The organism is Colwellia marinimaniae (assembly GCF_002207865.1).
Lineage (GTDB): Bacteria > Pseudomonadota > Gammaproteobacteria > Enterobacterales > Alteromonadaceae > Colwellia > Colwellia marinimaniae.
Window position 1 is genome coordinate 1 of the sequence record NZ_BDQM01000010.1, and the last position, 25680, is coordinate 25680.

Sequence of the window (25680 nt, forward strand, 5' to 3'; positions counted from 1 at the left end):
GTAACTTCGGGAATGACGAAGGGGTAACTTCGGAAATAACGAGGTGTAACTTCAGAAATAACGAGGGTGTAACTTCGTAAATGACGGAGAGTGTAACTTCGGGAATGACGGAGGGTGTAACTTCGTAAATGACGGAGGGTGTAACTTCTGAAATGACGAAGGGTGTAACTTCTGAAATGACGAGGGTGTAACTTCTGAAATGACGAAGGGTGTAACTTCGGGAATGACGGAGGGGTAACTTCGGGAATGACTGCGGCGAAACTACGAGGATGGATTATGGTTATGACGGCGTATGTAATACGTGGGAAAGGGAGTTTTATCGCTTTAGATACTGGTCCCCCTTAATCCCTTAGAATTTGTGGTTCATACTTAAAATATCGTCTTTAAACATAGTTTCCGCAACGATAAGCTCTAAATCTGTCGAGTGATTTTTATGCCAATACCAAAATTTAGGGGCTGGCTCTCCATTGGGTTTGGAATGATAGCAAACAACTTTATGTTTCCCGTGCTTATCTATCCCATACACTATCAGATCAGATAGCAATCCTCCTTTTAGTGATGTCAGGTCTTTCATCGCCTGATACACAGCTTCCTCAACGGATAGGCCAATCTTCATATATTGTACAACAGCAAAGGCAGTGTTTGCTCTTAAAGCCATTTCCCCTGTATTTGTACATGCGGCAGCACCCCACTGATTATCCGCATAGAAGCCTGCACCACATATAGGGGAATCCCCCACGCGTCCGGGATATTTAAGTGGCCAACCGGATGTACTCGTTCCAACTGCAATATTTTCTTTGTGGTCTTTTGCCATATATATTGTTGTATCTTTAAACAGATGTCCATGCGCCCCTAATATCGCCTTTTTACACCACTGAGCTAATGCGACTTTGTCTGATAAAACTGAGGGATCTTCATTAACATAGGATTTAAAAAGTTCGCGCCATTGATCTTCTGATTTTCTTAATCGTGGTGAGCGCTGAGGAATATTTTTTTCTCTGGCATATCGCTCGGCTCCTTCAGCAACTAACATACAATGTGGTGAATCGTGCAATATAGCAGCCGCAATTTTTATGGCATTAACATATTTTTTAATGCCAGCAACCGCACCAAAATCAATGTTTTCACCATCCATAATTGCTGCATCAAGTGTCACATCGCCGCCAATATCCGCTAGGCCTCCCAGTCCGACAATTTTGGAATGAGGGTCTTCCTCAACCATAGATATTCCTGCAACGATTGAGTTTATAGCTGTATTGTTATTGTTTAGCAATTCGACTGCTTGGTCGACTCCCGCCTTTCCATCTTCGTTGGCTAATAAAAACATATTACCTCCACTTTTATTCTAGAGACTCGTATAGATGTTTATATCTTATTTTATAATTGTATTCATTTATTCAGTAGAATATAGCTGAATATAGCAGACACCCACTCAAATCTTATTTCTATTTGAGTGGGTGTCTGCAGTTTTTTCATTAATCAGATAAACAGTGTGATGGGGAAATAGCTGACGAAATGACTCAATATTCGCGGCAACTCCCTCTCCGATTTACTACCCAAAATAAAAATGCTTGACCATTCTCGCAGTGTATAGTTTGATCTACCTTCATACTCAGGTAATACCATGTGTATTAATAAATATCTATTTGAAAAGAGTAATTAACACTATAGATAGTAGCGCTAAACCTGAATATAAAGATCGTAGTCACAGCTCGTAATCAGTTTTCTAATTAATTAGGTAATATATGTTTTTCGTAAAATTTCTAGAGAGTATTTTTGCCAACAGCCTTAAAGATAAGCCGGGGCCATCTTTCGCTTACGCTTATCTTTTGTCTTGGATTGTTGTTAATTACGAATACCCACTAATGCTTTTATCAACAAAAGGTGAACTGGCAGTTAAAATTACTGCACTAAAAACCATAGAAGCGGCCCCAAGTTATTGGATACCCATTATTTTAGCCTTAGCTGTTGTTATTTTTAAGCCCTTACTAAACAATATAGGGTTACTTTCACGCGAAGGTTTTGACAAATTAACTCAAATCATATTAACAAAACTAAATATAAAATCTTACCGAACGGAAGAAGAGTTTCAAGCCATTGTTACAGCCAAAGAGGTTATAGTAACTGAAAACAGCAAACTCAGAGGCGAGTTATCAATAACCACGCAGGCAAAAGAAGACTTAGTTAAAGAGGTAAGATATTCAAAAGCAGAGTTTGATAATCTCACATCTGAAAACTCCAATACAAAAACAGAATTTGACTTACTAGCGATCAAGTATAAGGAAATTGGCGCGGAACTTGCCATCCTAAAAGAAGAACACAATAAGGTTACTGAAAAATTCAGAAGCGTAACTGTTCATATTGCGAAAATCACAAAGCAAAAGGAGCAACTCGAAATTGAAATCAAAGAGTACAGTAAAAAGATTATCCAATTATCAGGAGACCTGAATGATAAAGAGCAGCAATTAGATTTTCTATCGGAAGATGTCGATAAATACACCAGCCTCACAAATACTACCAATAAAGAAAACTCTAAACTTCACAGCTCTCTTATAGATAACAGGCAACGGATTGCTTCCCTCAAAGCTGACTTGCAGAGACTAAATCAAGAGAAAGCAGCTTTTAAAATAAGTCCTAAGAAAACATTAAGTAAAGCTAATGTAGTACGAATACAGCAATTATTGAATGCCAATCCCCGTATGGAAGATATAGAGTTAATTCAGCTATTAAATGATGAAACATTTGCCTTAAGCGCGTGATTTAACCAAACGGATTATTTTAATAAAGGGAGTCATAATAAAATTAAATACTCATCACGCCCTGAGCCGGCGCCAATATCTAAAATACGTGCATTAGGATTATTGATAATGGCAGGTAATAATTGATGTCAACTTTGATGTACCTGATCAAATGATGTTGATAGGTATTGCTGGGCTAGTGCTTCTGCATTTTCATTATAAAATTTGGCTGTCACTTACATCATGCTAAATGTACTTACGTTCACAAAATCATTCATCCATGTGAATAAGATAACAGTGCCAAATTAAAGAGTTGTTGTCAAAACATAACCAATGAAAACTTATTTAATATCAATTGATTATTTGCAATAATATTTATAAATTCTTTGTTCTCGGCTATTAAGTGATTTAAAAATGCTATTTTGCCAAGAAGGCAGCCTTGGTATCATTATTTGTCTGACAACTTGCTACACAATTAATAACAATTTTTAGCTGTTCTTAATTTAGGTTGCGTCTAGCTAATCTTTCCTTTCGCATTATGATTAGTTCCTTATTTTTTAGTTTTTCTTTCATTTCCACAAGCCAAGCCAAATAGATTAACGGCCCTCCTCCTATGATCATAAATATGACTGTTGCTGTTATACCCATAGCACCGGAGTAGACACCAACGAAAATAAAAAGTAGTAATATGCTTGTCGTTTCTTTCATTATATATTCTCTTGTGAGTTTGATAACCAAGACAAAGCATCATTATGATTGTCAAAGAAGTTAGATTGAGTATTACTAAATGTTATATGTGAAACTTCAAGAAGGTGTTCTTGAACAGAGTTTTTTACAATTACCGCTTCAAATTTTTGATTGTTTTTTTCTGACCATATATTTAATTTTTTCATTCCATTTAGCATTTCTGGCGGCCCTAACTCCCAATGTGTTAAATCGATTATGGATGACCAACTTTTATGTTTCAGTTTTTCAGCTTGAACTTTAAATTCTTTCAAACATGAAATAGCCGTTTCTATATTCCATGCATCATAGGCCTTTACGGTGAGAACTTGATTATGAATGGTTATTGAATAGCTACCATGTTGAGATAAAGCCTTTCTATTATCCGTAGCTTCGATTGTGTTTGTTAGTAAAATGCTCATCGCTAAATTGCAGAACTATATCATTCGATTAAATAGGATAAGTATTGTAGATTGTATTAATCTGGGAATATGTTCCTTGCCGAACACTTTAGGGAAAATCATGACAAGTACACGTTCTTCAAATACTTTGTTACAGGATATACCACCGCAGTTGCTTAATTATTTTGAAGAGGAAGATTTCAAAACAACAACACTGAAAAAAGTTAAACTAACGACCGGCTTTTTTAATTTTTCAGGGCTTATTTACCTAAAAAAAGGTCGATTTTCTTTTTCTCTGCCCCAGCGGAATTTGGATACTTTATATAGTTTTATTATTGAACAGAACGGTTGGTTTGGTGGCTTAACATTGATGCAATTACCTCACCCGTTTTTATTGATAAATGAAATTGAGCCTGTTGAATTATTGTATATACCTAAAGACCGATTAACAAAAATTGCTGATGCACATCCCTTAATATATAAATGGTTGCTTAATATTGCGGCTCACAATATCCCTCAATGGCTGCAAGTACCCATAATTGCCTTATCGAATAAAAATATTAGAGTACTTTATTGTTTGGCAACTTTACTGCCTTTGAATAAACGTGATTTTAGCCTTATTGAAATTGATGCAAGCCAGCAAAAAATTAGCGATATCTGCGGCTTGTCTAGACCAAGAGTTAATCAAGTATTGAAAAAACTTGAGCAGCAAGAGTTGATTAAAGTGCAACATAAAAAAATCATAATTCAAAGCACTACGGCTTTATTTAAACTGTTAGATGAAGCTAACTTGTGTTTTTATGATCCTCGTGAATAACCTATTTTGTAAACAAGAGACGTTATTAATCGCATAGAGAACGTGATCCTTTCGCGACGGTATTTTGAGTCTGCTATTACTTCCATTCTGACAAAAAGAAAGTACACAATAATTGTAATTTATCAATAACTTGAATTAAAACCCAAACCATAAATACCCTATAAGTTAAAGTTTAGTGGTTTTAAGAGAATGGATTCCCGATCAGTAACTTCGGGAATGACGGAAGGCGTAACTTCGGAAATGACGAAGGATGTAACTTCGGGAATGACGAAGGGGTAACTACGAGAATGACGAAGCTAGTTATGATGCTATGAGTTTATCAGAGCAGCCATTGATGCCGAGGATAATACCTCAAGCCGGCCACAACATTTCGCTGGTTGGGGACCGTTAACTTAGCCCTCGGCAGTTATTTTGGCGACGATGACATGATGATGATCAGTCTTGAAGCGACTAATACCAATTCCATTAAATTATTGCCCACTTGTGCTGGTTAAAATACGTCATGTCAGTGTTGCTCTCAATCCCAATAGCCAGCTATTGCTCAATCGAGCGCCTTGCCCTGATTTATTTTTCCTATGCACAACAAGATCACAAACTTAATGAAAATGGTATAATCTAGGTGATAAAACCTAGACCCCAGCGTCACAATCACTGATTGCGACAGGTCGCAGTAACCAAATGAAGTTTACTACTTTGCGGTGGTGTTATTTACTTATCACAAAAAGTTTAAGGACATTAAGCGGTTAGGATACGATCTAACGCTAAATAACGTCTTAAACGGAGTGATATGCTATTGACCAACATATTAAGTGCGGCGGTCACTAAAATTAAGATCAAGGCGACATCAAAAAATAGTGCTTCAAAGGCTGAATCAATATAAAAACCGATCGTGGTGACCCCAAGCATCCCTAAAATGGCACTTTCACGCAATATGACTTCAAAGCGATAGAAAATCAGGCTGATAAAGCTTGGATATATCTGTGGCTGGAGCTCATAAGCCCACAAATTTAAACCGTTAGGTCGATCGACTCGCAGCGGGACTGTATCGGCACGATGTGCCAACAAATAACCAATAATTGCGCCATTATGCAGGGCCAATGCCAATATTGCCGGGAGCATTGACGGGCCAATGATTAGCATAATCACAAAAGCCAGGATAATTTCTGGCGTCGAACGCATGACGATTAATAAACCGTGCCCCAAGATATAACCACGACCAATAATTGCTCTAGAGGCCAGCGGCCAAGTTAACAGCGCTATCACGCCGCAACACAGCAACGCACTAACACTAAGTAATAAGCTAGCCCCAATCCCTGGTAGAATTTGACCTGATACTAAATCGCCAAACCACTGACTTAAGTGACTTAGATTAAGCGTAGGCTCAAGCAATGGCTGTGGCACAATATCTTGAGTGATAAAACGCACTAGGTATTTAAACTCAAGCTGTGACTGCCAAGGTAAATAGACGATGGCCGCAATGAGGTAGAGCAATACTAGGCGGATATTAAGCCACCATTTTAACGTCGCTATCATGGCAAAGAACAACAATAACAACCCCGCTGCTTCGTTATATTGTCCTTGCGAAAATGCAGTTTCAAGATAATAACCCAAGGTTGGCAGCCCGATGAATCCTAATATCGCGGCACTGCGCAGTCCACATTCGAAACGGTAGCGAGTATATTGTGCAATCGCAGCCCAACAGGGAATAATACCGGTATAAAGCCAAACACTGAGGCTAGTGTCATTAATCCAATGGCGACGATCCAGTGGGCTTTGCTCCAGAATATCGCTATAAACTCGGGCAAATATTCCCGTGTAGGGTATGGCAATCGCCAAGACACCGGTAATAGAAGATAATCCGAACATTTGTAAAAATATCAACGCCCAAAATAACTCGTGAATTGAGCGAATAAAGGCACAAAAATGGCTAATCAATGGCAGATGATGTAACGGTGCCAGAAAAATCCCAAGCGTCGCGGCGATGCTAATTCCGACCACCGCAAAAAAAACCGTGGTTAGTAGTGCTTCGGCTAAATAGTCGATTTGACTAAGATCTGGACTAATAAACCCGGCTAAAATTGCTAACAACTCATCCATTGGATCCGTTGCACTGATTTCAATGTCCGCCATCAATAACGTGATAATACCCAAGCTTGCGATAAACAAGCTGATGAGTCGATACTTTCGTGCAGTGGTGTCAACAGTGATCATAACGTGGTTATTCACTGTGTTCTATGCGGTGATATATCAGTTCCAATTGCTCGGAACTTACCTCAGTAGCCGGTGTATCAAAGGCGATAGCCCCGTCCTTTATGCCAATAATCCGATCAAACTGATTGAGGGCCATTTCTTTATTATGCAGCGCAACAACAACTGTTTGATGTTGCTCCTTAATCGCCTTTAATAGTTCAACGCTTTGTTTTGGGTCTAAGCCTGAGAATGGTTCATCACCGATAAATATTGGCAGTCGCTGATAGAGTGCCCTGCCGATGGCACATCGTTGCTGCTGCCCTCCCGATAACTTATCAATTGATTTAAAAAGTAATCCAGTGAGTCCTAACCGTCGGGTTAGCTGTTCAACTCGGGTTTTATGCTCCGGAAATGGTCGGATCAAATTAATGACATTATAAAAAAAACCATGTTGGTTGAGTATTCCCATGTAAATATTATGGTAAACACTCAGCGTGTCGACCAGCATCGATTTTTGCGGGCAATAGGCAACATCGACACTGCGGCACTGATACAGGTAATTTAGCAGGGTTGACTTACCACTGCCACTGGTCCCGACAATGGCGACCTTCTCACCCTGTTTAATCATTAAACTGAGATTAGAAAATATTGGCTGATTTTTAAATCCAATGGCTTGATTGGATAGTTTAAACACTGTCGGACAATCTTGTGTCATAGCAACTTAATGGCTTTTGCAATAACCTTAATCGGTTCGTAATCATCATTAGTAGCTGGGACAAATTTTTGCCGTGGAAAACTTGCTAGTAATGATGGCTCCGACATATCGAGTAACGCCTTTTGCACTCGCTGACTAAAATCTGGTGAAAACTGTTGGTCGACATCGCCACGGATAGTCCATTGATAATCAGGATAAGTTGGGGTGGTCCAAATTACCTTGATTTTTGAGAGATCGATTTTTCCCGCGTTAAGCTCGTTATGCCAAACCTTGTAATTAACAGCCCCTATTTGCCATGCACCCGACTGAACTTGCGCAATAGTTCGGCTGTGATCACCACTAAAGCCTACCCGTTTAAACACTTTATTGGGTGATTTGCCAAACGTTTGTCGGATGAAATGCTCTGGCATTAAGCGACCAGAGGTCGAGCCTTTCGATCCAAAGGTAAAAGTAAATTTCGCGATATCTTTATTGAGTTGTGCTTGCTCGGTCAGCCCCGTTGAATGATGGGCGATAAAATAGGTTTTAAAGAATTGATCTTCAGAACCTTGAGCAATAGCTCGAGAACCTTCAACCAGATATCGCGCTTTGACTCCTGACAAGCCACCAAACCAAGCGAGCTGAACCTGATTGTTGCGAAAAGCACTAATCGCAGCACTGTAAGACTTAACGGGGACGTATTTAACATCGACTCCTAATTGCTCAGTCAGGTACAACGCCACTTTGTCAAAGCGACTGCGCAGACGGCTTTCATCTTCATCGGGGATCGCAGTAAACGTAAAGGTTTGAGCATTAATTGAACTAACGAATAACAGACAGCACAGTAATAAATATTTCATAATAAACGACGGAGAATGCGGGGCTGGTGATTATAGCTGAACTGGTTAGACGATGGTAACAAAAAGCCTCCAGGTTCGAGGCTTTTTGTTAGATATATACCCGTTACCATTAACAATGATCGACGGAACTCCGTTTAATTTGTTGCTTTGCATTTCTGCAATATTGGTTTCAATGCGTTGCTTGATCTGTAAAAACAAATATCTAGGACACTCGCTTATAAAGCAACCCAAAAGAAAACAATAACACCAGCTAACTATTCACTCAAAATAACCTCAAATTTTTCTAGTGAATATTAATCGGTACTAAACCTCTAAAAAAATACGAGGATTAGTGCTTTTAGACATGACAAAACAATCAGGCTTGATGTGTTGGTATAAAAGAAGGGGTCTGCTGAGCGTTGAGTTATTAAGCCAATAGTTTATCACAGCAAGTGAAATTGGTTCGTCGCTTTAACCCTTGGTGTTCACAGTACTCGGTCAATACATCGCTATGTCCCACCGCGCCATGAAAGAGTTTTCTAAAACCTTTGCTTAGTGTCAGCCAGTTTTCAGGGCTTATATTAAGCCGAGTTAGCAAGGTAGGTTGATTTTCTTTAATGTAACCTGCTTTATCTTCACGAAGACAACGCCCTGTCAGTTCAATTAGTTCAAGATAGTCTTTTAATTCAAACGGTATACCTGTTGGCATTTCTTTTCTAGGGTTGCCCACAAAGGGAAGTAGCCTTGTGGGTTGTTTCCCTTTTTTTGCTGATATTACCCGTTGTTTTACGCTAGTGTACTCTGATGTTTCAGGGGTTTTAGCTATCTTGGCTCTTACTGGGTTTAAATCAACATACGCCATACAAGCAGCAAGAGCAGCTTCGTCTAATAAGGCTTGTGATTTAAAGCGCCCTTCCCAAAAATGACCTGTGCAGTTATCTTCAAGGTTGGCTTGTATAGCAATACTTTGGTTTAGTAGACGCATAAACCAGCTAATATCCATTAAGCGATTGCGATACACGGCAACCGTTTCCAGTAAAGAAGTCATAAGGTAATCGGGGATTTCTTCTCCACGACAATACTGCTGTGTTATTAATGTGCCTTTGAATAATTGATGCCAACGTTGAAGTACCTCACTTGTTGTCCACGATTTTGCAGTTGCTTCATCAACAAAAAGTACTATATGCGTGTGATTACTCATAACAGCGTAAGCGCATACATCAATTGAAAAAATTTGACTTAGGCTGAGTAATTTATCTTCTACCCACCCTCGCCTATGGTCAAAATTCTGCCCGGTATTTTTATCTTCACCACATAAAAAGGCGCGGCGAACACAACGAGAAATACAATGATAATAAGGTGTATCAGCTAAGCTAATTAATTGCTTTCTTGCAGTAGTCATAACAAAACCTCTCGAAAAATGCTTATTTACTAACTTTAGTTGAGAGGTTTATATTATTCAAATTTGAGCGACTGTCCTTGTTGATTTGACGAAGGTATAACTTCAGAAATAACGAAGGTATAACTTCAGAAATAACGAGAGTGTAACTTCGAAAATGACGAAGGTGTAACTCCGGAAATGACGAAGGTGTAACTTCGGAAATAACGGAGGGCGTAACTCCGGAAATGATGAATATATTAAGAGGGCTGTCTGCTATTTTACTAATTAAAATAACATTCTAATCAAAAAAACCAAATTAATGATGAGATTAGCATTGTTATTCTCATCATTTTTTCATTGCATAAACTCTGCGAGCGCCAGCTGGTAAGCTGAAAACTCGGCGATGTTATTATGACCTGCGCCAATAATAACATTCACTTCAGGCTTGGTGGCAAAGTAAGTAACTAAGTTATGACCGTATTTAGGCGCAATCACCTCATCTTGCTCAGCAATAATAACTAGACTATCGGCGTTAATATCTTCGACCTTACGCCATGATTCAAATTTGTCTTTGAGCAAAAAGGATAAGGGGAACATCCAGTAAATGTCTTGGGCAACATTGAGAATACTGTCAAAAGGGGTGACTAAAATCATCTTTTTAATCGCTCTAACTGCGCTTAGATTAACCGCAACACCAGAGCCTAAACTACGCCCTATAACGCTGATTGTTTGATAATCACTGGTTAGTTGGTCGTATATTGCCAGCGCATCTTGAGTAAGTGCTTGCTCACTCGGCGATCCGGTACTGGCGCCATAACCGCGATAATTAATCAGATAAACCGTGTGATGAGGAAATAGCTGAAGAAATGGCTCAATATTCGCGCTAACGTCTTCAGCATTACCGCCAAAATATAATAAAGCATGGCTTGTCTCTGGGTTTAGTTGCCACGCTTGTATTGTTTGTTCATTCACATGAAAAACAATTTCGTCTTGCTGTGCTGTCGGACTATTTAACGTAGAACTATTTACCGTAGGACTATTTACCGGTGGGAAATACAACATCTTGCGCTGAGCAAAATATAAAAACGTTACTGTTATCAAATAAAGTACCAGTAAAAACTTGCCAAAATCTAACATTAACGCCTGCCTATGTTGAAGGTAAAAGTGTGCAGCTAAAGCTAGCAGCTAATTATTATATGTTTAACTTGAGCGTTAAAGCTACAAGCAGTTTAGCGCACGCCATGCATACCACGCTTTAACAGTGGCGATATCAATAAAACCACCACGCCGCTACCAAGACCAATCCACATTAAAAATTCAAATAGCTGGCTATAGATAACAACAGCCTCACTAACACTAGCAACCTCTCCGCCTTGGGTATCAATGGCAGCCATTTTTCCTAAGCGCATCGCAAGGGTTTCAGACAGCGCCGTTGCTAAAAACCACACGCCCATGGAGAGCCCTACGACACGATGTATGGCCAGCTTAGTTACCGCTGAAAGCCCTACCGGCGAAATACACAGTTCACCGGTAGTATGAATGAGATACGCCAGCACTAACCACCATAAGCTGATTTTTCCTGCCTCATTAGGAAATTTTGCGCCTAACACTAAGACAGCAAAACCTATGCCTGCCAGCATAATGCCTAGACCAAATTTAACGGCAATATTGGGGTTTAGCTGAAACTTTTCTAACCATACCCATAAGGCCGCAAAAGGTAAGGCTAACACTATGATAAAACCTGCATTGAGCGAGCCAAACTGACCGGCTGATATTTCAATACCGGCGATAGTTCTATCAACTACCCTATCAGCATATAAGGTCATAGAGCCAGCGGCTTGCTCAAACAGCGCCCAAAAGACAATGGTAGAAGCAATTAACACCATGAGTACCAGCATTTGTTGAAACTCTGCTCTGCTGCCTTTTAACAGCGCAAACGTGATTAGCCCGCCCCCGGCAACAATCAGTAAAACCTGCTGGGCAGCAAACACCACCGGCTCATGTTGGATCATTAACCAAAACACCGACAAACTTAATATCGCTGTTAAATATATTAGGTATTCACGGCTGATCAAGCCCCACACTTTCTCGGCTAAAAGTTCCGGGTGTGGCGGCTCAGCCAAGCCACGTAAATATTTCAGTCCCTTAGTGAAAGTAACTAAGCCAAACAGCATGCCAATGCCTGCGGCGCCAAAGCCATAGCCCCAGCCGAAAGTTTCTCCTAAGTACACACAGATAATTGTCGCGGCAAAAGCGCCAAGGTTGATGCCCATATAAAAAATAGTAAAGCCAGAGTCACGACGGGGATCATCCTTACTATATAATTGACCCACGATAGTGGAGATATTGGGCTTTAAAAAACCAACGCCAACGACAATAAACGATAGCGCCAGATAAAAAACATTCAGCGCCGCTAGGTCTTGTACTTTAATCGTTTGGGTTAATTGCGTACCCGCACTGAGTACAACGCCAGTATTAAGGGTAAGATCTGCAGTTAAAATAGTTCCGGCCACATATTGCACCGCTTGGTGACCTTCTACTGCCATAAGGAGATGGCCGATGCTGAGTAAAATACCCCCGAAGATCACCGATTTTTTCATGCCTAGGTAGCGATCGGCTAACATGCCACCGATAACAGGTAAGGTGTAAACTAAACCCGCATAGGCGCCTAATACTGCCAAGCCTTCTCCGTCTGAAAATAAATGGTATTTGGTCAAATATAATAGCAGCAAATACTTCATACCATAGAATGAAAATCGCTCCCATAATTCAGTGGCGAAACAAACATACAAGCCTTTTGGGTGACCAAATAATTCATCAGTATTTATCTGTTTATCCGTATCAGCGATGTCTGTTTTATTCATATATAGCCTGTATTTCGACAAAGAAAACCATAGAAGAAGTATAGGGTGAGTATTACCGTTACGCTAAGCAGGCTGGTTATTTGTTTAATAAGTTTAATGGCTATTAGACAATGGATTTCCGATCAGTAACCTCGGAAATGACGGAGGGGGTAACCTCGGAAATGACGGTGGAGGTAACATCGGAAATGACGGAGGGGGTAACCTCAAAAATAACGAGGGGGTAACTTCGAAATTGATGAGGACGTAACTCCAGAAATGACTGCCGCTAAACCACGGGTATGACTAGGATGGGAATAAGTGGCTGACAAGTTAGGGTGAAATCGTGGACATCAATACTTTAACAACAAAACTAGAGCCAATGTTTGCAGATGTATTATTAGAGCCGACTAAACTGCCTTATGGTGCTTTGTAAAATATTATAGATAATTGTAAAATAATTGTTAATTATTTAAATGTAATTTAAGATACGATGATTTTTTTCTTTGGCTTAAGTTATAGGACATGACTTTATCCAAAGACGACTGAAATGGATTCATATAAAAAGGAAATAGTGTAGATGACAGTTGTTATTGACAAAAGTGAACAAAGTACCCTAAGTGAAAAAAGTAAAAAACCGCTATTATTGTTAACCATAGCACTGCCGTTAGTTATGCTCACTGCTTGTGGTGGTGGCTCTGGCGGAACAACTAAGGTTACTGAAGTGCCCGTGACTAAAACAGTCACTGAGCCTACTTGGCAGCAAGATCAATTTCAACCGTCAAGTAACTTTGTTGCGCAATGTAAGGATCCCCGCAGTGGCAGCAGCCCTATTACTCATATCACTTATCCAGATAGACCAGGCAGTGAGCTACTGGAAAAACAGTGGCAACGTGCCTTTACTAATGAGACTTACCTTTGGTACAAAGAAGTTATTGATAAAGATCCAAAAAACTTTAATTTAATCGATTATTTCGACCAACTTAAAACAACAGCGGTAACAGATTCTGGCGCTCCGAAAGATAAGTTTCATTGGATGGAACCGACCAGTGGTGTAGAAGAGAGCACACAATTAGGCGTCAGCTATGGTTACGGTATTGACTATGATAGACAAAGCAGTATTGCTCCACCGAGAAGTTGGCAGGTAAAATATGTCACGCCGAATACGCAAGCAATGATTGCGGGGGTTTCTCGTGGTTCGAAGCTGCTGGAAATTGATGGTGTAGATTTTGTTAATACCACAGTGCAAAGTGACATTGATATTATTAATGATGCCATATTTAGTCGCAACGAAGGCGAAAGTCATACCTTTAAGTTTATTGATCTTAATAATGAAGAATATCAAGTAACGTTGCAAACTGCCGCCATTACAGCAGTACCGTTACAGTTAGCTAAAACAATAGCTACTCCACAAGGAAAAGTCGGTTATTTGTTGTTGAATTCTTTTAATAACGCCAAGGTAGAAAAAGATCTCTTTGATCAATTTACACTTTTTTCGGAAAATCAAATTACTGATTTAGTAGTTGATTTACGTTATAACGGTGGTGGTTTTTTAGCGCTGTCGTCACAACTTGCTTATATGGTTGCCGGTAAAGATGTTACTGAGGGTAAGCTATACGAAAAAATTGTTTACAACGATAAAATAGCCAGTACCGAGACGCCGTTTCTTGATGTGACCATTGATTTAAGACGTTTAATTGGTGGTGACTCAATTATTCAAGCAGATCAACCACTGCCAACCTTAGATTTAGCTCGGGTTTATGTGCTTACCACTGGCTCTTCCTGCTCAGCGAGTGAATCATTTATCAATTCATTAATTGGTGTAGGCATAGAAGTTATTCAAATTGGTGAAACAACCTGCGGAAAACCATACGGATTTTTTAGTCAAGATAATTGTGGCTCTACGTATTTCACGGTGCAGTTTAAAGGAGAAAACGATGCAGGTTTTGGTGATTATACTGATGGTTTAGTACCCGCTAAGTTGCCTGAAGCAGGTAAGCTCTATCAAGTACAAGGTTGTCCTATTGAGGAGGATTATTTGCACTCCTTGGGTGATGAACAAGAAATATTACTCGCTAGTGCGCTTTATTATCAAACACATAATACTTGTCCTGTGATGGTCGAACAACCTGTTAAGTTAAGCGGTAAATTGATTAGTAGTTTTAGTTCGCCGAAATCAGTGTTATCTCAACCAAGCAATTCGGTTGAATATTTTGGCGCTAAGCTTAATACTCGCACGCCACTACAAGATGCTATTATTGATGATATTTATTTTGATAAATTCCGCCATGTCAGAGCAGGTAAAACGCAATGATCATTAAACATCTTACTTTGGTCGCCCTGTCTTTAAGTCTTCTGTCAGCTTGTGCTCTGCAGGCTCATGAATCAGTTGCGGCATTACTGCCTAATAACAGTAGTGAAGCCCGCGCTGAAATTGTTGCTGTCGTTAGCAATGCTTTGGCGGGAAAAAAGGTACCAATAGCGCAGGATGTCTTTCAGCAATCGAGCCGATTATTATTGACGACTCCGCCGGTGACCTCACCTAAAGGTGTAAAAGTTTATCGTAAGGAAATAACACCTGCTTTAGTGTTTGAATTAAGAAAAAAAGCCGATACTTGTTTGCTTAAACGACTTGATACAGGTCAAGAATGGCCATTAAAGACAAGGTCTTGCTTTAAACGATAACGTTTAATAGCAGCATTTACATAGAGAGAAAAAGGTCGATGATTTCGACCTTTTTTAATTGTTCGGGTGAAATCGAGGACAAGCACACTTTCTCTGGCCAATTTAAGTTAAAGCCTTATCGCTTTATAGCTTTGTCGCTTTATTTATGGCTTCAGCTATTTATTCACTAGCTTTAGACGCTTTTCTGCGCTTTTCTAACCATTGGTTCAGTAATAACGACAGTACAATGAGTGAGCCACCAAAGACTAGTCGAGCAATATCTGCATCACGATTCCAAATCACTAAATTAACGATAATGCCAGCAGGTATCAGCAAGTTATTCATAATAGCCAGTGCACCGACATTAACCAAGGTAGCGCCTTTGTTCCAAGCAAAAAAACCCACACCTGAGGCGATAATGCCTAAATACACTAATATGCCCCATTGCAACTCAGTGGTCGGTAGTTTATTGGCATCACCAAACATTAAATAACAAATGGCCGCCACACAAAATGCACCAATAAAAAACCAGGCAAATATTGATTTTTGATTGATAGACTGTTGTAGCTGCTGATCAGCCATTAAGCGTTTATAACAGACCTGCCCGGTAGCAAAACATAAATTAGCCGCTTGTACTAAGACCAAACCAATAATAAAGTTAGCATCTATGGTGTTAAAACGAATGGCAATAGCACCCGAGGTTGCCAGTAATGCGGTTAACATAAAATTGAGGTGAAATTTTCGCTCAAACGCATCATTTAATAAGGTGATATAAATAGGGGTCATCACGGTAAATAATAAAACTTCAGGCACAGACAAATACAAGAAAGACTGATAATAAAAAACGTACATTAAGCCTAATTGAATTGCCCCTATGGCCATTAATTTAACGGCGGTTTGCCAGCTGATTTCATTTAATCGTAAAAAGGGTAAAAATAGCAACATAGCCAAACCAATACGCATTAATACCGAGAACCAAGCATCAACCTGCCCCGCTAAATACTCGCCAATTAAACTAAATGAAAAAGCCCACAAGAGGGTAACCGAAATAAGATATGACATTAAAACCTAACTAGATGATTTTTTTTACCATTGTAAACAACAATCAATCTCAAACGTAGTTATTTATGAAATCGTGGGGGCGTAACCACGGGGATGACGGGAATAAAAATATGGGGATAAATACTGTGGTTGCGGATATGACGGCGACTATGATGCGAGAGCGATAGAGTTTTATCGCTTTAGCTACTGGCCCCTCTTATCGTTTATTCATTTTTTTATATTCACATAAGCTAACAACATTATTGGCTAAAGGTTTTGTTTGCTCAGACACTTTTTTGCTTGTTTGCTCGCGAGTTTGTTGGTTAAGCTTTTGCACATAAGCCAATAGCCGCTCTACCGGTATAAACTTTTCTTTGCCTTTGGTATTTTTATTGGTGGTGCGTTTAGTTTTAGTATTCAAGTAAATAACTAAATCTAATGCTAGTTGTGGCGGCAATTGCTCTAAGTGACGGTCTCGCAAGGTGTCAGTAACCATCAACCTTGCATTGGTGATATTGCCACTAATGCTTAAGTCGGTGTTTCTCACCCAACTTACCTGAAAATCAATACCGCCAAGGTCTGATAATAGGTAGGCAATGTCACTATGAGCTATTATTTGATAGCTCTCTAACGTTTCGGCCAATACCCGTTGCCATTCCATCAGTAACCGCTGTGTTAATTCGGCTAAGGTTAACCGAGCATTAATCGGAATAAATAAACTAAAGCGGCTATGAGCTTCTGTGGCGATTATGGTTTTTTCCAACGATTTATACTGGTTATCAATAATATGTACTTGCCAGCTAAACTGCTGTTCATCACTTATTAGGGTGTTAACACCCGCTTGTTTACCTAACTCGGTCGGTAAACGGGCTAAGTCGGCCTTAAGCCATTTGTTTAACGCATTCGTTGCAGCAAATTGAAGTTTCATCACTTGACTCTATGATACCAATTCCAATAAGTTTCTTCCCACTCAGCGAGAGTTAAAAGTCTTAGAGGCAAGGCATTGATTGAAGATAATGGTTATTCCCTTATCAAAATCAATAACGTAGCATGTAAACCTTTTAAACTCGCCCTTTGGGAGCTTTCCAGCGATTCGATAACCGCACAGAATTTCTTTCATATAGAGTGACTATATGCAAAAAATTCTATTTGTTCTCAAACCGCTAGCAAGCTCTGAGTGGGAACTAACTTAATGGACTTGGTATTAGGTTGGTTAACTTTTATCTATCTCTTTACTAGTCTGTTTATTTCACTTCATCAAACACTAATGTGTTAACTATGTCTAGTTTAATGGTATTAATTGCAATCAAATAGGGTAATCGGCCAGAAGTTACCAACAAAATATCGCTGCCCACCTTATGAAAAATAAGCGGTTATGGTATTATTTGGCTAGAATAATACCTAACACGCTATTTGCGTTATCCCCTGAGCTAACCTTGGGGGTATGATATTTATCATCTTGTTGAGAGCAGTAAACTGTATAAACTATTTTAGCTACTCAACCTATGCAACCTATTTGAATGCTTACTAATTAAAAACTTATGGCCAAAAATACTTTCACTCCGGCATTACTTGAACAACACTTTACCAAAAATGAATGGAAAAAAGGCGCGAGAATTTATCAAGCTGATGGTATTAAAACCTGTGCCCTTGATGAAGACATAATTCGCGGTGTCGTTTTTAGTGAGCGATCTAAACAATCGAGTTATTTAACCCGTTTAGTGTTGAATATTAAGCATGATGGTATTGCCAGTTATTGTGATTGTTATGTCGGCCGTGACTGTAAACATGGTGCCGCCTTGGCGCAGTGTTTCATTCATGAACATTTTGATAGAAATAGTATTGCCACCTCGGACAGAGTCATTGATAAATGGCTTAGCCACTTTCAAGCTCAGCCCAGTAGATACCAACCAAATCCGCAGAAAAAATCGTTATTGTACTTTTTAACACCCAACAGTTATAACGATGACGATTATTTTAATTTGGTGATAAAATCAACACGCGCCAAAAAAAGTGGCGGCTGGAGTAGTTCTCTGGGCAGTGAATATTCTACCAGTACCTTAATTAATAGTGCCTATGCGACTAACGAGGATGTGGCGGTAGTTACCGAGCTTATACGTACTAACCAATTTGGCGATAACGTTAAGTATTTTGATTTATTTGCACAGATTATAAAAACAAATCGCTGTTTTTGGCATACACACTTCGACTTAGACCAAGCCATTACCTTAAGTGAGCCCATAGAAGCAGAGTGGCAGTGGTTAGCACTGGGTAACAATTTACATACTTTACAGCTGGTATTGAATGAGCCCTCCAGCAGTATTCAAATTATTAAAGCACAACCGCTTTGTTTTTATGATGAAGATAAAAATTGCTTCGGTAAGATTAATACCAATACTCGATGTGATTTTGAAGCCGACTTACTCAATTCACCCATTTTTGAAGAAGATAAATTACCCTGGGTAATAAATAAGCTGTCGATGTCATTAGGTGATGCGGTGCAACGCTTGCCTAAACCCAAAACTCAGTTCTCACAAGACTTAAGCAAACCCGAGGTGCATTTATACTTTTCTACGCCGCTAGAAAAAAAGCCTCAAACGGGTAATGTGAAGGTTAATTTTTCTTATCAAGGCAATTTAGTTAATCCGCATAATGAGAGTGCGACGATTACCGTAGCAAGGCTAACGGATAGTGATAGTGATAGTGATAGCGAGGGTGAAAACGAGAGTTCAAGCGAGATAAAGATTTATCGCGATTTAGCCTTTGAGCAAACGGTTATTAACAAATTAACCACATTAAAATTTAGCCTTGAGCCTATCCCTAAACGTTACGCCTTTATTAATGCCGAGTATTTAAATAAAGACGCTTCACTTACCGATAAAACGCCTAAATATTCCATGATATTGCAAGGCCGCTATGCTTGGCATCAGTTTTTAGATCAAGAAATACCCTTACTTAAAGACCTAGGCTGGCATATTAGCTTTGCCGATGCTTTTTATTATAAATCACTGGCCACCGATAGCATATTTGATGCCGAAGTGATTGAAACTGATGATCATGATTTTTTCTCATTAGGGTTAAACTTAACCATTGATGGTAAAAAAATGCCAGCGTTTCCTATTTTGCTGGGCGCTATTGAACAATTACCACGTTCGGTACTTTTTGGTCCAGAAAATGTTGATGTTGATGATAGTGAACAAGGTGCTAGCGCAGAGGGTGCTGACAAAAAAACAGCGCTTATTGCGCCCGATACCCCTATTTATGTTGATCTAGACAATGGTGATTTTGTTGCCTTGCGTTATAAAAGTGTCCAACCCATTTTAAAACAGTTTATTGAACTGTTTATGCCTAATGCGTTAAATAAAGATGGCACCATGAAGCTATCGCGCTTTCAAGGCCATCAAACCTTATCGATGTTAGATGACCAAGGCATGATAGCCACAGGCACAAGTAAGTTAAGAGCGCTGGCTACTAAACTGCAGAACTTTCAAAAAGTCACCACAGTGCCTGTGCCGAAAGGTTTAAACGCGACCTTAAGAACGTATCAGCATCAAGGTCTTAACTGGCTACAATTTTTGCGGGAGTATCAATTAAACGGTATTTTGGCTGATGACATGGGTTTAGGTAAAACCATTCAAACCTTAGCGCACTTATTAATTGAAAAACAACAAGGCCGACTGACAAAACCGGTTTTAATTGTTGCGCCCACCAGTGTTATTTTTAACTGGGCCAATGAAATTGACAAATTTACCCCACAACTTTCTTATCAAGTATTACACGGTAGTAAACGTCATCAGCACTTCGGCTGCCTGAAGAGAAGTGAAGGTGATGCAAACGACGAAAATAAGGTTGATCTAATTATTACCAGTTATGCCTTGATCACCAAAGATTTAGATCTTTATTGTCGGCAAAAATTTTATTACCTTATTCTTGATGAAGCCCACTATATAAAAAATCCAAAAACCAAATTATACCAAGCGTTTATGTCACTTAAGGCACAGCATAAATTGTGCTTAACCGGCACGCCGATGGAGAATCATTTAGGCGAATTCTGGGCGCAATTTAATTTTTTACTGCCCGGATTTTTAGGCGGACAAAGGCAATTTACCAAACTGTTTAGAACGCCGATAGAAAAACATGGTGAGCTAGAACGTAAGCAGATATTAAATCAGCGTATTAAACCGTTTATTTTACGTAGAACCAAAGACAAAATAGCCACTGAGCTACCGTCGAAAACGATAATAATTCAAACCCTGCGTATTGAAGGTAAACAAGCTGAGCTGTATGAGTCAGTGCGTTTAGCCATGGATAGTCGTTTAAAAGATATTATTGCTGAAAAAGGTTTAAAGCGTAGTCAGATAGAAGTGTTGGATGCGTTATTAAAGTTACGACAGGTCTGTAATCACCCTAAGCTATTATCACTTAAAGGTGCTAAAAAAATAAACAAATCCGCTAAGCTTGATTACTTAATGGAAACCCTGCCGGAGCAAATTGATGAAGGCCGCAGAATATTAATCTTTTCACAGTTTACCAGCATGCTGGCTTTAATTGAGATTGAGCTGGTGGCTGCGAATATTGGTTTTGTTAAATTAACCGGCGCTACCACTAAGCGCCAAGAAGTGGTTGATAAGTTTCAACGCGGTGACGTGCCGGTATTTTTAATTAGCTTGCGCGCTGGTGGTGTCGGTTTGAACTTAACGGCAGCCGACACCGTTATTCATTTTGACCCTTGGTGGAACCCTGCGGTAGAAAACCAAGCGACAGATAGAGCTTATCGTATTGGCCAAGACAAACCTGTTTTTGTGTACAAATATATTATTGAAAATTCAATAGAAGAAAAGATTCTAAAAATACAACAAAACAAAGCCGACCTAGCCAATGCCTTGTTATCTGAAGAAGTGAGTGATACCAAACTGAGTTTAACGGATGATATTTTAGACTCGCTGTTGGCACCGTTAAGTTAGAAATTCGCTAACTCATCTGTGGCTATAAACCAGTGTAACCCTACCGTTTAAATACTAATATGCTTTTAATTTAACGCAATAAAGGCTAATGAGTTAAATTTAAGGCGCCGTATACATATTGATCTTTATGCGTTATATTTAATGCATAATAGATTAATGACTTAAAAAACATGCAAAAAAATGCTGATTATTTGCTAAAATCAATTGGACAACTTATCAAAAATGTTAGGTCCGAAACAATGGATCAAACAGAACTAGGCAAAAGAGTGGGAGTAAGTCGCACCACCATTTCATCTATTGAACGTGGTATCGGCGTCAATTCCAAAGCACTTATTAATGTACTGTCCTTTTTAGAATTAACCGATCTACTGCAAGTAGCAATTGATGAACGCTCTGGGTTAGTTGCAGCTAACCGTTCACGTAAGGCAAGAAAGATACCTAGGGAACTCTCTGATGATTTCTAAAGCCTTTGTATTTATTGACGGTCTAGAAGACAAGCCGATTGTTTGTGGCGTAGTTACGCTTGATACTAAAAAGCAATACGGTGAATTTCGCTACGGACAAAGCTACCTTGGCAGAAAAGATGCCTTTGCACTTGACCCACTTAACTTGCCTCTTAATAACAGCATCTTTAACACAACGAATCAAAAAGGTGTATTTGGCGTGCTCTTAGATGCTGGAGCTGATTCTTGGGGAAAGAAAGTTATACTTTCGTTACATAATACTAAACCTAAAAACTCGCTAGAATTTCTATTAGCGGGTGCTGGCATGGGGGTTGGTTCATTAGTTTTTAGTCTATCGAGTAAAGCATCTAAATTTAAAGTAAATAAAAACACATTGGGCGATATCCCTATGTTATTAAAAGCTAAAGATAGCATATTAAAGGATGATACAATCCCAAAAGAAGCTAAAAAAGCCTTTGAATATGGTTCAAGCATGGGCGGAGCCAGACCCAAAACGACCGTATCTGATGGCGACATAAGTTACCTAGCAAAATTTAACCGTTCAGATGATTTATTTAATCACGCAAAAGTTGAACATGCGGCAATGAATATGTTGAACGAATTAACGGCGTGTCGAGTGGCAACAACTAAAGTATTAGCAACAGATAATGGCGACGTATTACTTGTGGAACGGTTTGACTTATTAGCAGATCGCCCTACTCACCATTTTATTAGTGCAAATTCACTAATAAATGTGAAATCAATAAACCCTTCATCACTAGCTGATCGGTATAGCTACGGTTTTTTGGCTGAATTTATTTTGAAGAATAGCAGCGTTCCAGAAGATGCTTACGAATTATTTCAACGAATGGTCTTTAACGTATTAATAGGTAATACCGATGATCATACCCGTAATCACGCTTTTTTATATTCATTTGAAAGCAAAGACTGGCGTTTATCACCTGCCTACGATGTTTTACCCATTAACTCAAATAGCCAACACAGTTTAGGTATTGGGCTAGACGGTCGAAATGGCACCATTGAAAATTTATTGTCACAAACAGAACGATTTGGTTTAAAACGCTTTAAAGCAGAGCAGATAATAAAAGAGAGTTTAGCCTTAGTTTCACAATGGCCAACTTACTTTAAGCAACATGGTGTTGGCGATGGCGATATAGAACGTTTAAAAGCGGTTATGCCTTTGCATTTATACACTTAAGGTAAAAGTAAACTTTTTGAGTATAAAATTTACCTTTACTCAGAAGTAAACCGATAAATAGCAGCTATTCCGACTGCTGTTAACTAAAGCCAATGGATGTATAGTGTATATTCACTCCACTATACATCATCAATTGACTATCAACTATGAAAAATAAAGGCTACAGGATTAGCGACTACTTACTCTGGTTTAGAATATCCAGCCCAGATATCGGCATTGACTGACGCTTTCTTTTTACGCTTTTTCTTGCCAGTGCCTTCAGGTGCTGCCATCGGTTTAATTGCCTCTAAAAGCTCTGCAGTGATCTCTTCATCAACTTCAAAACCTGCTACTTGTTCACGTTCAAGGCGAATCTTGTTCTTCTTTTCGATGACTTTAAAATGATGATAATCTTCATAATCAATAAGCGATATTGCTAAGCCTACTTCACCAGCACGGCCACTTCGGCCAATTCGATGCATGTAGTCGGCTGGACTTCTGGGTAAGTTAAAATTGATGACCACAGGTAGTTTTTCAATGTCTAGACCACGGGCAGCAATATCCGTGGCAATTAACACCTCAATATCACCGGCTTTAAACCCTTCAAGCACACGAGTTCGTTCGGCCTGACCTTTATCACCATGAAACACTTCGGCGCTAATACCACGCTTAGCGAGCTTTTCAGCTAGGTGCTCACAATGGTTTCTGGCATTAACAAAAACCAGCGTTTGTCGCCATTTATGTTGCTTGATTAAATGCTCTAACAGAGCTGTTTTTTCGCCTTTATTGACGGTGAAAACGCGCTGTACTAAGGTACTAGCATCGGCACTTTGTAATTGTATTTCAACGGGGTTGTTGAGTAATTCTTTGGTTAAGGTCTGTACTTGCTCAGGAAAGGTTGCTGAAAAGAGTAAGGTTTGTTTTTTCTTTGGCAATAATGCTAACAGCGCCGCTAACTCTTCAGTAAAGCCTAGGCTTAACATTCTGTCGGCTTCATCAAGCACTAAGGTTGCAACCCTGTCGAGCTTAATGGCATTAGATGAAATCAAGTCGAGTAATCGACCTGGGGTTGCCACCAAAATATCGGTACCGCCGCGTAATGCCAGCATTTGTGTATTCGCAGATACACCACCAAAAACAGCAAGTGTTTTGATCTCGCCGTTAAAGTGCACCGCGTAAGATTTAATGCTGTCAGCCACTTGCTTGGCCAATTCACGGGTAGGCACCAAAATCAGTCCAGATACATAGTTACCTTTGCGGCCTTTACTAGCCGACGGTTTTACCCCATGTAGCTGTTGCAACATGGGCAAGGCAAAGGCGGCTGTTTTGCCCGAGCCGGTATTTGCCCCACCAATTAAATCACGTCCCGCTAAGATACTTGGGATAGCCTGCGCTTGAATAGGCGTTGGCTGCTTATATTCCAGCTCAGTCAATCGAGCTAATAAGGGTGGAATAAGGCCAAGTTCTTTAAAATTTCTTGGTGTTGTGGCTGTAGTATTGGCAGCGTTTTTGGCAGAGGTCATTAATATAGAGGCTCAAAGCTAAGGTAATAGTCCTTATTTTAGCGTATTTATGCCTGGTTAAGTTAGTGAATTCGATCAGGCCTGCGACTTTAACTCGAGTGTATTGATAAATAACCTTGGGTACTCAATTTTATCAAGCATTGAACTATCCGGCAAACAATCGTCATCGACATAGTCAGCAAAATCACCGGTCGTATCAAACACTAAAATATCTAACGCTAACCGGTCCATGCCATATAAACCACGGTGGATCATATCTGCCGAAAAAACTAACAAGTCGCCCGCGGCTAACTTAATTTGCTTACCGGTAGACAGGCTTTCGTTACTCAACCTGCCCTGCTCTTCTTGGCGGACATTAAACTCTTCTTCACTATCCCAGCGCTTATGTGTACCTGGGACTAGCTCCATACCAAGTTCATCAAATAAAGGCACCCGCAGATGTAATACCTGGGTCTCATGAATAACAATTTTTTGCACGTCAACGTCATGGTCATATTGACAGTCTCGGTGCCAGAAATCTTTTAGCTCTGGGTTAATGGGGTTGAAAAATAATTGTGTATTCATAAAAGCGGCCTTATCGGTTATAACCGAATCGACCACAGCCATCATTTTTTTTGAGCTGATAAAATTAAAAAGCTTTACTCTATCATCGGTCCCTAAGTACTGACTGCCGGTAATTAAAGAAGAATTAAAGGCGATTTCTTTATAGAATTCTGCGTTGTCTTGTTGCCATAACTGGTGAAATTTTAACACCACTTCTCTCAATGCTGCAATTTCCGCAGCATTAAAATAAGCTCTAATGACGAAGTAACCCTGTTCTTGGTAATCACTATTTAATTGGCTTGAATTTAACTGACTGCTATTTGCTGCGCTATTATTTACTTGGCTTGGATTATCTACCATTTACACCTATTACCTTCATGTTAACTTTCACTTTCTTATACCAATTTCACTAAATTATTGCCCACTTGCGCGGGTTAAAATAGTATTATATAAAAAAAAACATGAAAAAAAACAATTTTTACCCACTATCAATAATGAGCAAGTAAACGCAAATAGGCCGATATATTACATATCGGCCTTTTAACTATTAATTTAAATCTAGTGGTGCGATGGGGGGGGGACTTGAACCCCCACGACCTAAGTCACCAGCCCTTCAAGAATGTTCACCTAAACCCAATAAACAACATAAATATAACAACTTACACGTTAATTCTTGTTCTG

General features: G+C 39.4%; 20 protein-coding genes. 7 read left to right on the plus strand and 13 right to left on the minus strand.

What is annotated here, in order from left to right:
• Positions 1–349: 349 nt before the first annotated feature.
• Positions 350–1327, minus strand: a complete 978-nt coding sequence (locus tag MTCD1_RS07815; protein ID WP_057181463.1) for an isoaspartyl peptidase/L-asparaginase — start codon at positions 1325–1327, stop codon at positions 350–352.
• Between the two features lie 418 nt (positions 1328–1745).
• Here MTCD1_RS07815 and MTCD1_RS07820 point away from each other — a divergent pair, with 418 nt between their 5' ends.
• Positions 1746–2759 carry a hypothetical protein gene (locus MTCD1_RS07820; RefSeq protein WP_057181464.1) on the plus strand — a complete coding sequence of 338 codons (1014 nt, stop codon included), beginning with the start codon at positions 1746–1748 and terminating at the stop codon, positions 2757–2759.
• Between the two features lie 477 nt (positions 2760–3236).
• On the opposite strand, the gene MTCD1_RS07830 is transcribed toward MTCD1_RS07820, so the two are convergent.
• The gene (locus MTCD1_RS07830; protein WP_057181465.1) at positions 3237–3446 is read right to left on the minus strand and encodes a hypothetical protein; all 210 of its coding nucleotides are present in this window, start codon (positions 3444–3446) and stop codon (positions 3237–3239) included.
• The gene (locus MTCD1_RS07835; RefSeq protein ID WP_057181466.1) at positions 3446–3883 is read right to left on the minus strand and encodes a hypothetical protein; all 438 of its coding nucleotides are present in this window, start codon (positions 3881–3883) and stop codon (positions 3446–3448) included. Before MTCD1_RS07835 ends, MTCD1_RS07830 begins: the two co-directional genes overlap by 1 nt.
• A 100-nt stretch (positions 3884–3983) precedes the next feature.
• Here MTCD1_RS07835 and MTCD1_RS07840 point away from each other — a divergent pair, with 100 nt between their 5' ends.
• Positions 3984–4679, plus strand: coding sequence for a Crp/Fnr family transcriptional regulator (locus MTCD1_RS07840; protein WP_057181467.1), 696 nt, complete (start codon positions 3984–3986; stop codon positions 4677–4679).
• 735 nt (positions 4680–5414) lie between these two features.
• Here MTCD1_RS07840 and MTCD1_RS07845 read toward each other — a convergent pair.
• The 6 genes from MTCD1_RS07845 to MTCD1_RS07870 all read right to left on the minus strand — a co-directional run bounded on the left by MTCD1_RS07845 (position 5415) and on the right by MTCD1_RS07870 (position 12647).
• Positions 5415–6905 carry a PhnE/PtxC family ABC transporter permease gene (locus MTCD1_RS07845; RefSeq protein WP_057181468.1) on the minus strand — a complete coding sequence of 497 codons (1491 nt, stop codon included), beginning with the start codon at positions 6903–6905 and terminating at the stop codon, positions 5415–5417.
• Positions 6898–7584, minus strand: a complete 687-nt coding sequence (locus MTCD1_RS07850; RefSeq protein ID WP_057181469.1) for an ATP-binding cassette domain-containing protein — start codon at positions 7582–7584, stop codon at positions 6898–6900. The genes MTCD1_RS07845 and MTCD1_RS07850 overlap by 8 nt, the downstream gene beginning before the upstream one ends.
• Positions 7581–8423, minus strand: coding sequence for a putative selenate ABC transporter substrate-binding protein (locus MTCD1_RS07855; protein ID WP_057181470.1), 843 nt, complete (start codon positions 8421–8423; stop codon positions 7581–7583). The genes MTCD1_RS07850 and MTCD1_RS07855 overlap by 4 nt, the downstream gene beginning before the upstream one ends.
• A 406-nt stretch (positions 8424–8829) precedes the next feature.
• The gene (locus tag MTCD1_RS07860; RefSeq protein ID WP_057181471.1) at positions 8830–9804 is read right to left on the minus strand and encodes a transposase; all 975 of its coding nucleotides are present in this window, start codon (positions 9802–9804) and stop codon (positions 8830–8832) included.
• 333 nt (positions 9805–10137) lie between these two features.
• Positions 10138–10920 (minus strand): alpha/beta hydrolase, encoded by a 783-nt coding sequence (locus MTCD1_RS07865; RefSeq protein ID WP_057181472.1) that lies wholly within the window; start codon positions 10918–10920, stop codon positions 10138–10140.
• A 92-nt stretch (positions 10921–11012) separates the two neighbouring features.
• Positions 11013–12647 carry a peptide MFS transporter gene (locus tag MTCD1_RS07870; protein WP_057181473.1) on the minus strand — a complete coding sequence of 545 codons (1635 nt, stop codon included), beginning with the start codon at positions 12645–12647 and terminating at the stop codon, positions 11013–11015.
• A 556-nt stretch (positions 12648–13203) separates the two neighbouring features.
• Here MTCD1_RS07870 and MTCD1_RS07875 point away from each other — a divergent pair.
• The gene (locus MTCD1_RS07875) at positions 13204–14937 is read left to right on the plus strand and encodes a S41 family peptidase (protein ID WP_057181474.1); all 1734 of its coding nucleotides are present in this window, start codon (positions 13204–13206) and stop codon (positions 14935–14937) included.
• Positions 14934–15308 carry a hypothetical protein gene (locus tag MTCD1_RS07880; RefSeq protein WP_057181475.1) on the plus strand — a complete coding sequence of 125 codons (375 nt, stop codon included), beginning with the start codon at positions 14934–14936 and terminating at the stop codon, positions 15306–15308. The genes MTCD1_RS07875 and MTCD1_RS07880 overlap by 4 nt, the downstream gene beginning before the upstream one ends.
• A gap of 159 nt (positions 15309–15467) precedes the next feature.
• Here the strand turns inward: MTCD1_RS07880 and MTCD1_RS07885 are convergent, their stop codons facing one another.
• Together MTCD1_RS07885 and MTCD1_RS07890 are read right to left on the minus strand one after the other, a co-directional pair.
• Positions 15468–16349, minus strand: a complete 882-nt coding sequence (locus MTCD1_RS07885; RefSeq protein ID WP_057181476.1) for a DMT family transporter — start codon at positions 16347–16349, stop codon at positions 15468–15470.
• 196 nt (positions 16350–16545) lie between these two features.
• On the minus strand, positions 16546–17256 hold the full coding sequence (locus tag MTCD1_RS07890; RefSeq protein ID WP_057181477.1) for a hypothetical protein: 711 nt from the start codon (positions 17254–17256) through the stop codon (positions 16546–16548).
• A 613-nt stretch (positions 17257–17869) separates the two neighbouring features.
• Here MTCD1_RS07890 and MTCD1_RS07895 point away from each other — a divergent pair.
• The 3 genes from MTCD1_RS07895 (at position 17870) to MTCD1_RS07905 (ending at position 22954) form a co-directional block, all read left to right on the plus strand.
• Positions 17870–21292: a DEAD/DEAH box helicase gene (locus MTCD1_RS07895; RefSeq protein ID WP_057181478.1), complete on the plus strand. Its 3423-nt coding sequence runs from the start codon at positions 17870–17872 to the stop codon at positions 21290–21292.
• A 239-nt stretch (positions 21293–21531) separates the two neighbouring features.
• Entirely contained in the window at positions 21532–21756 is a 225-nt protein-coding gene (locus MTCD1_RS07900; protein ID WP_057181479.1) for a helix-turn-helix domain-containing protein, read from the plus strand.
• Positions 21746–22954 carry a type II toxin-antitoxin system HipA family toxin gene (locus tag MTCD1_RS07905; protein WP_057181480.1) on the plus strand — a complete coding sequence of 403 codons (1209 nt, stop codon included), beginning with the start codon at positions 21746–21748 and terminating at the stop codon, positions 22952–22954. Before MTCD1_RS07900 ends, MTCD1_RS07905 begins: the two co-directional genes overlap by 11 nt.
• A 179-nt stretch (positions 22955–23133) precedes the next feature.
• Here MTCD1_RS07905 and MTCD1_RS07910 read toward each other — a convergent pair whose 3' ends face one another.
• Both MTCD1_RS07910 and MTCD1_RS07915 read right to left on the minus strand, forming a co-directional pair.
• Entirely contained in the window at positions 23134–24456 is a 1323-nt protein-coding gene (locus MTCD1_RS07910) for a DEAD/DEAH box helicase (RefSeq protein ID WP_057181481.1), read from the minus strand.
• 75 nt (positions 24457–24531) lie between these two features.
• Positions 24532–25359 (minus strand): phytanoyl-CoA dioxygenase family protein, encoded by an 828-nt coding sequence (locus MTCD1_RS07915; RefSeq protein WP_057181482.1) that lies wholly within the window; start codon positions 25357–25359, stop codon positions 24532–24534.
• Positions 25360–25680: the final 321 nt, after the last annotated feature.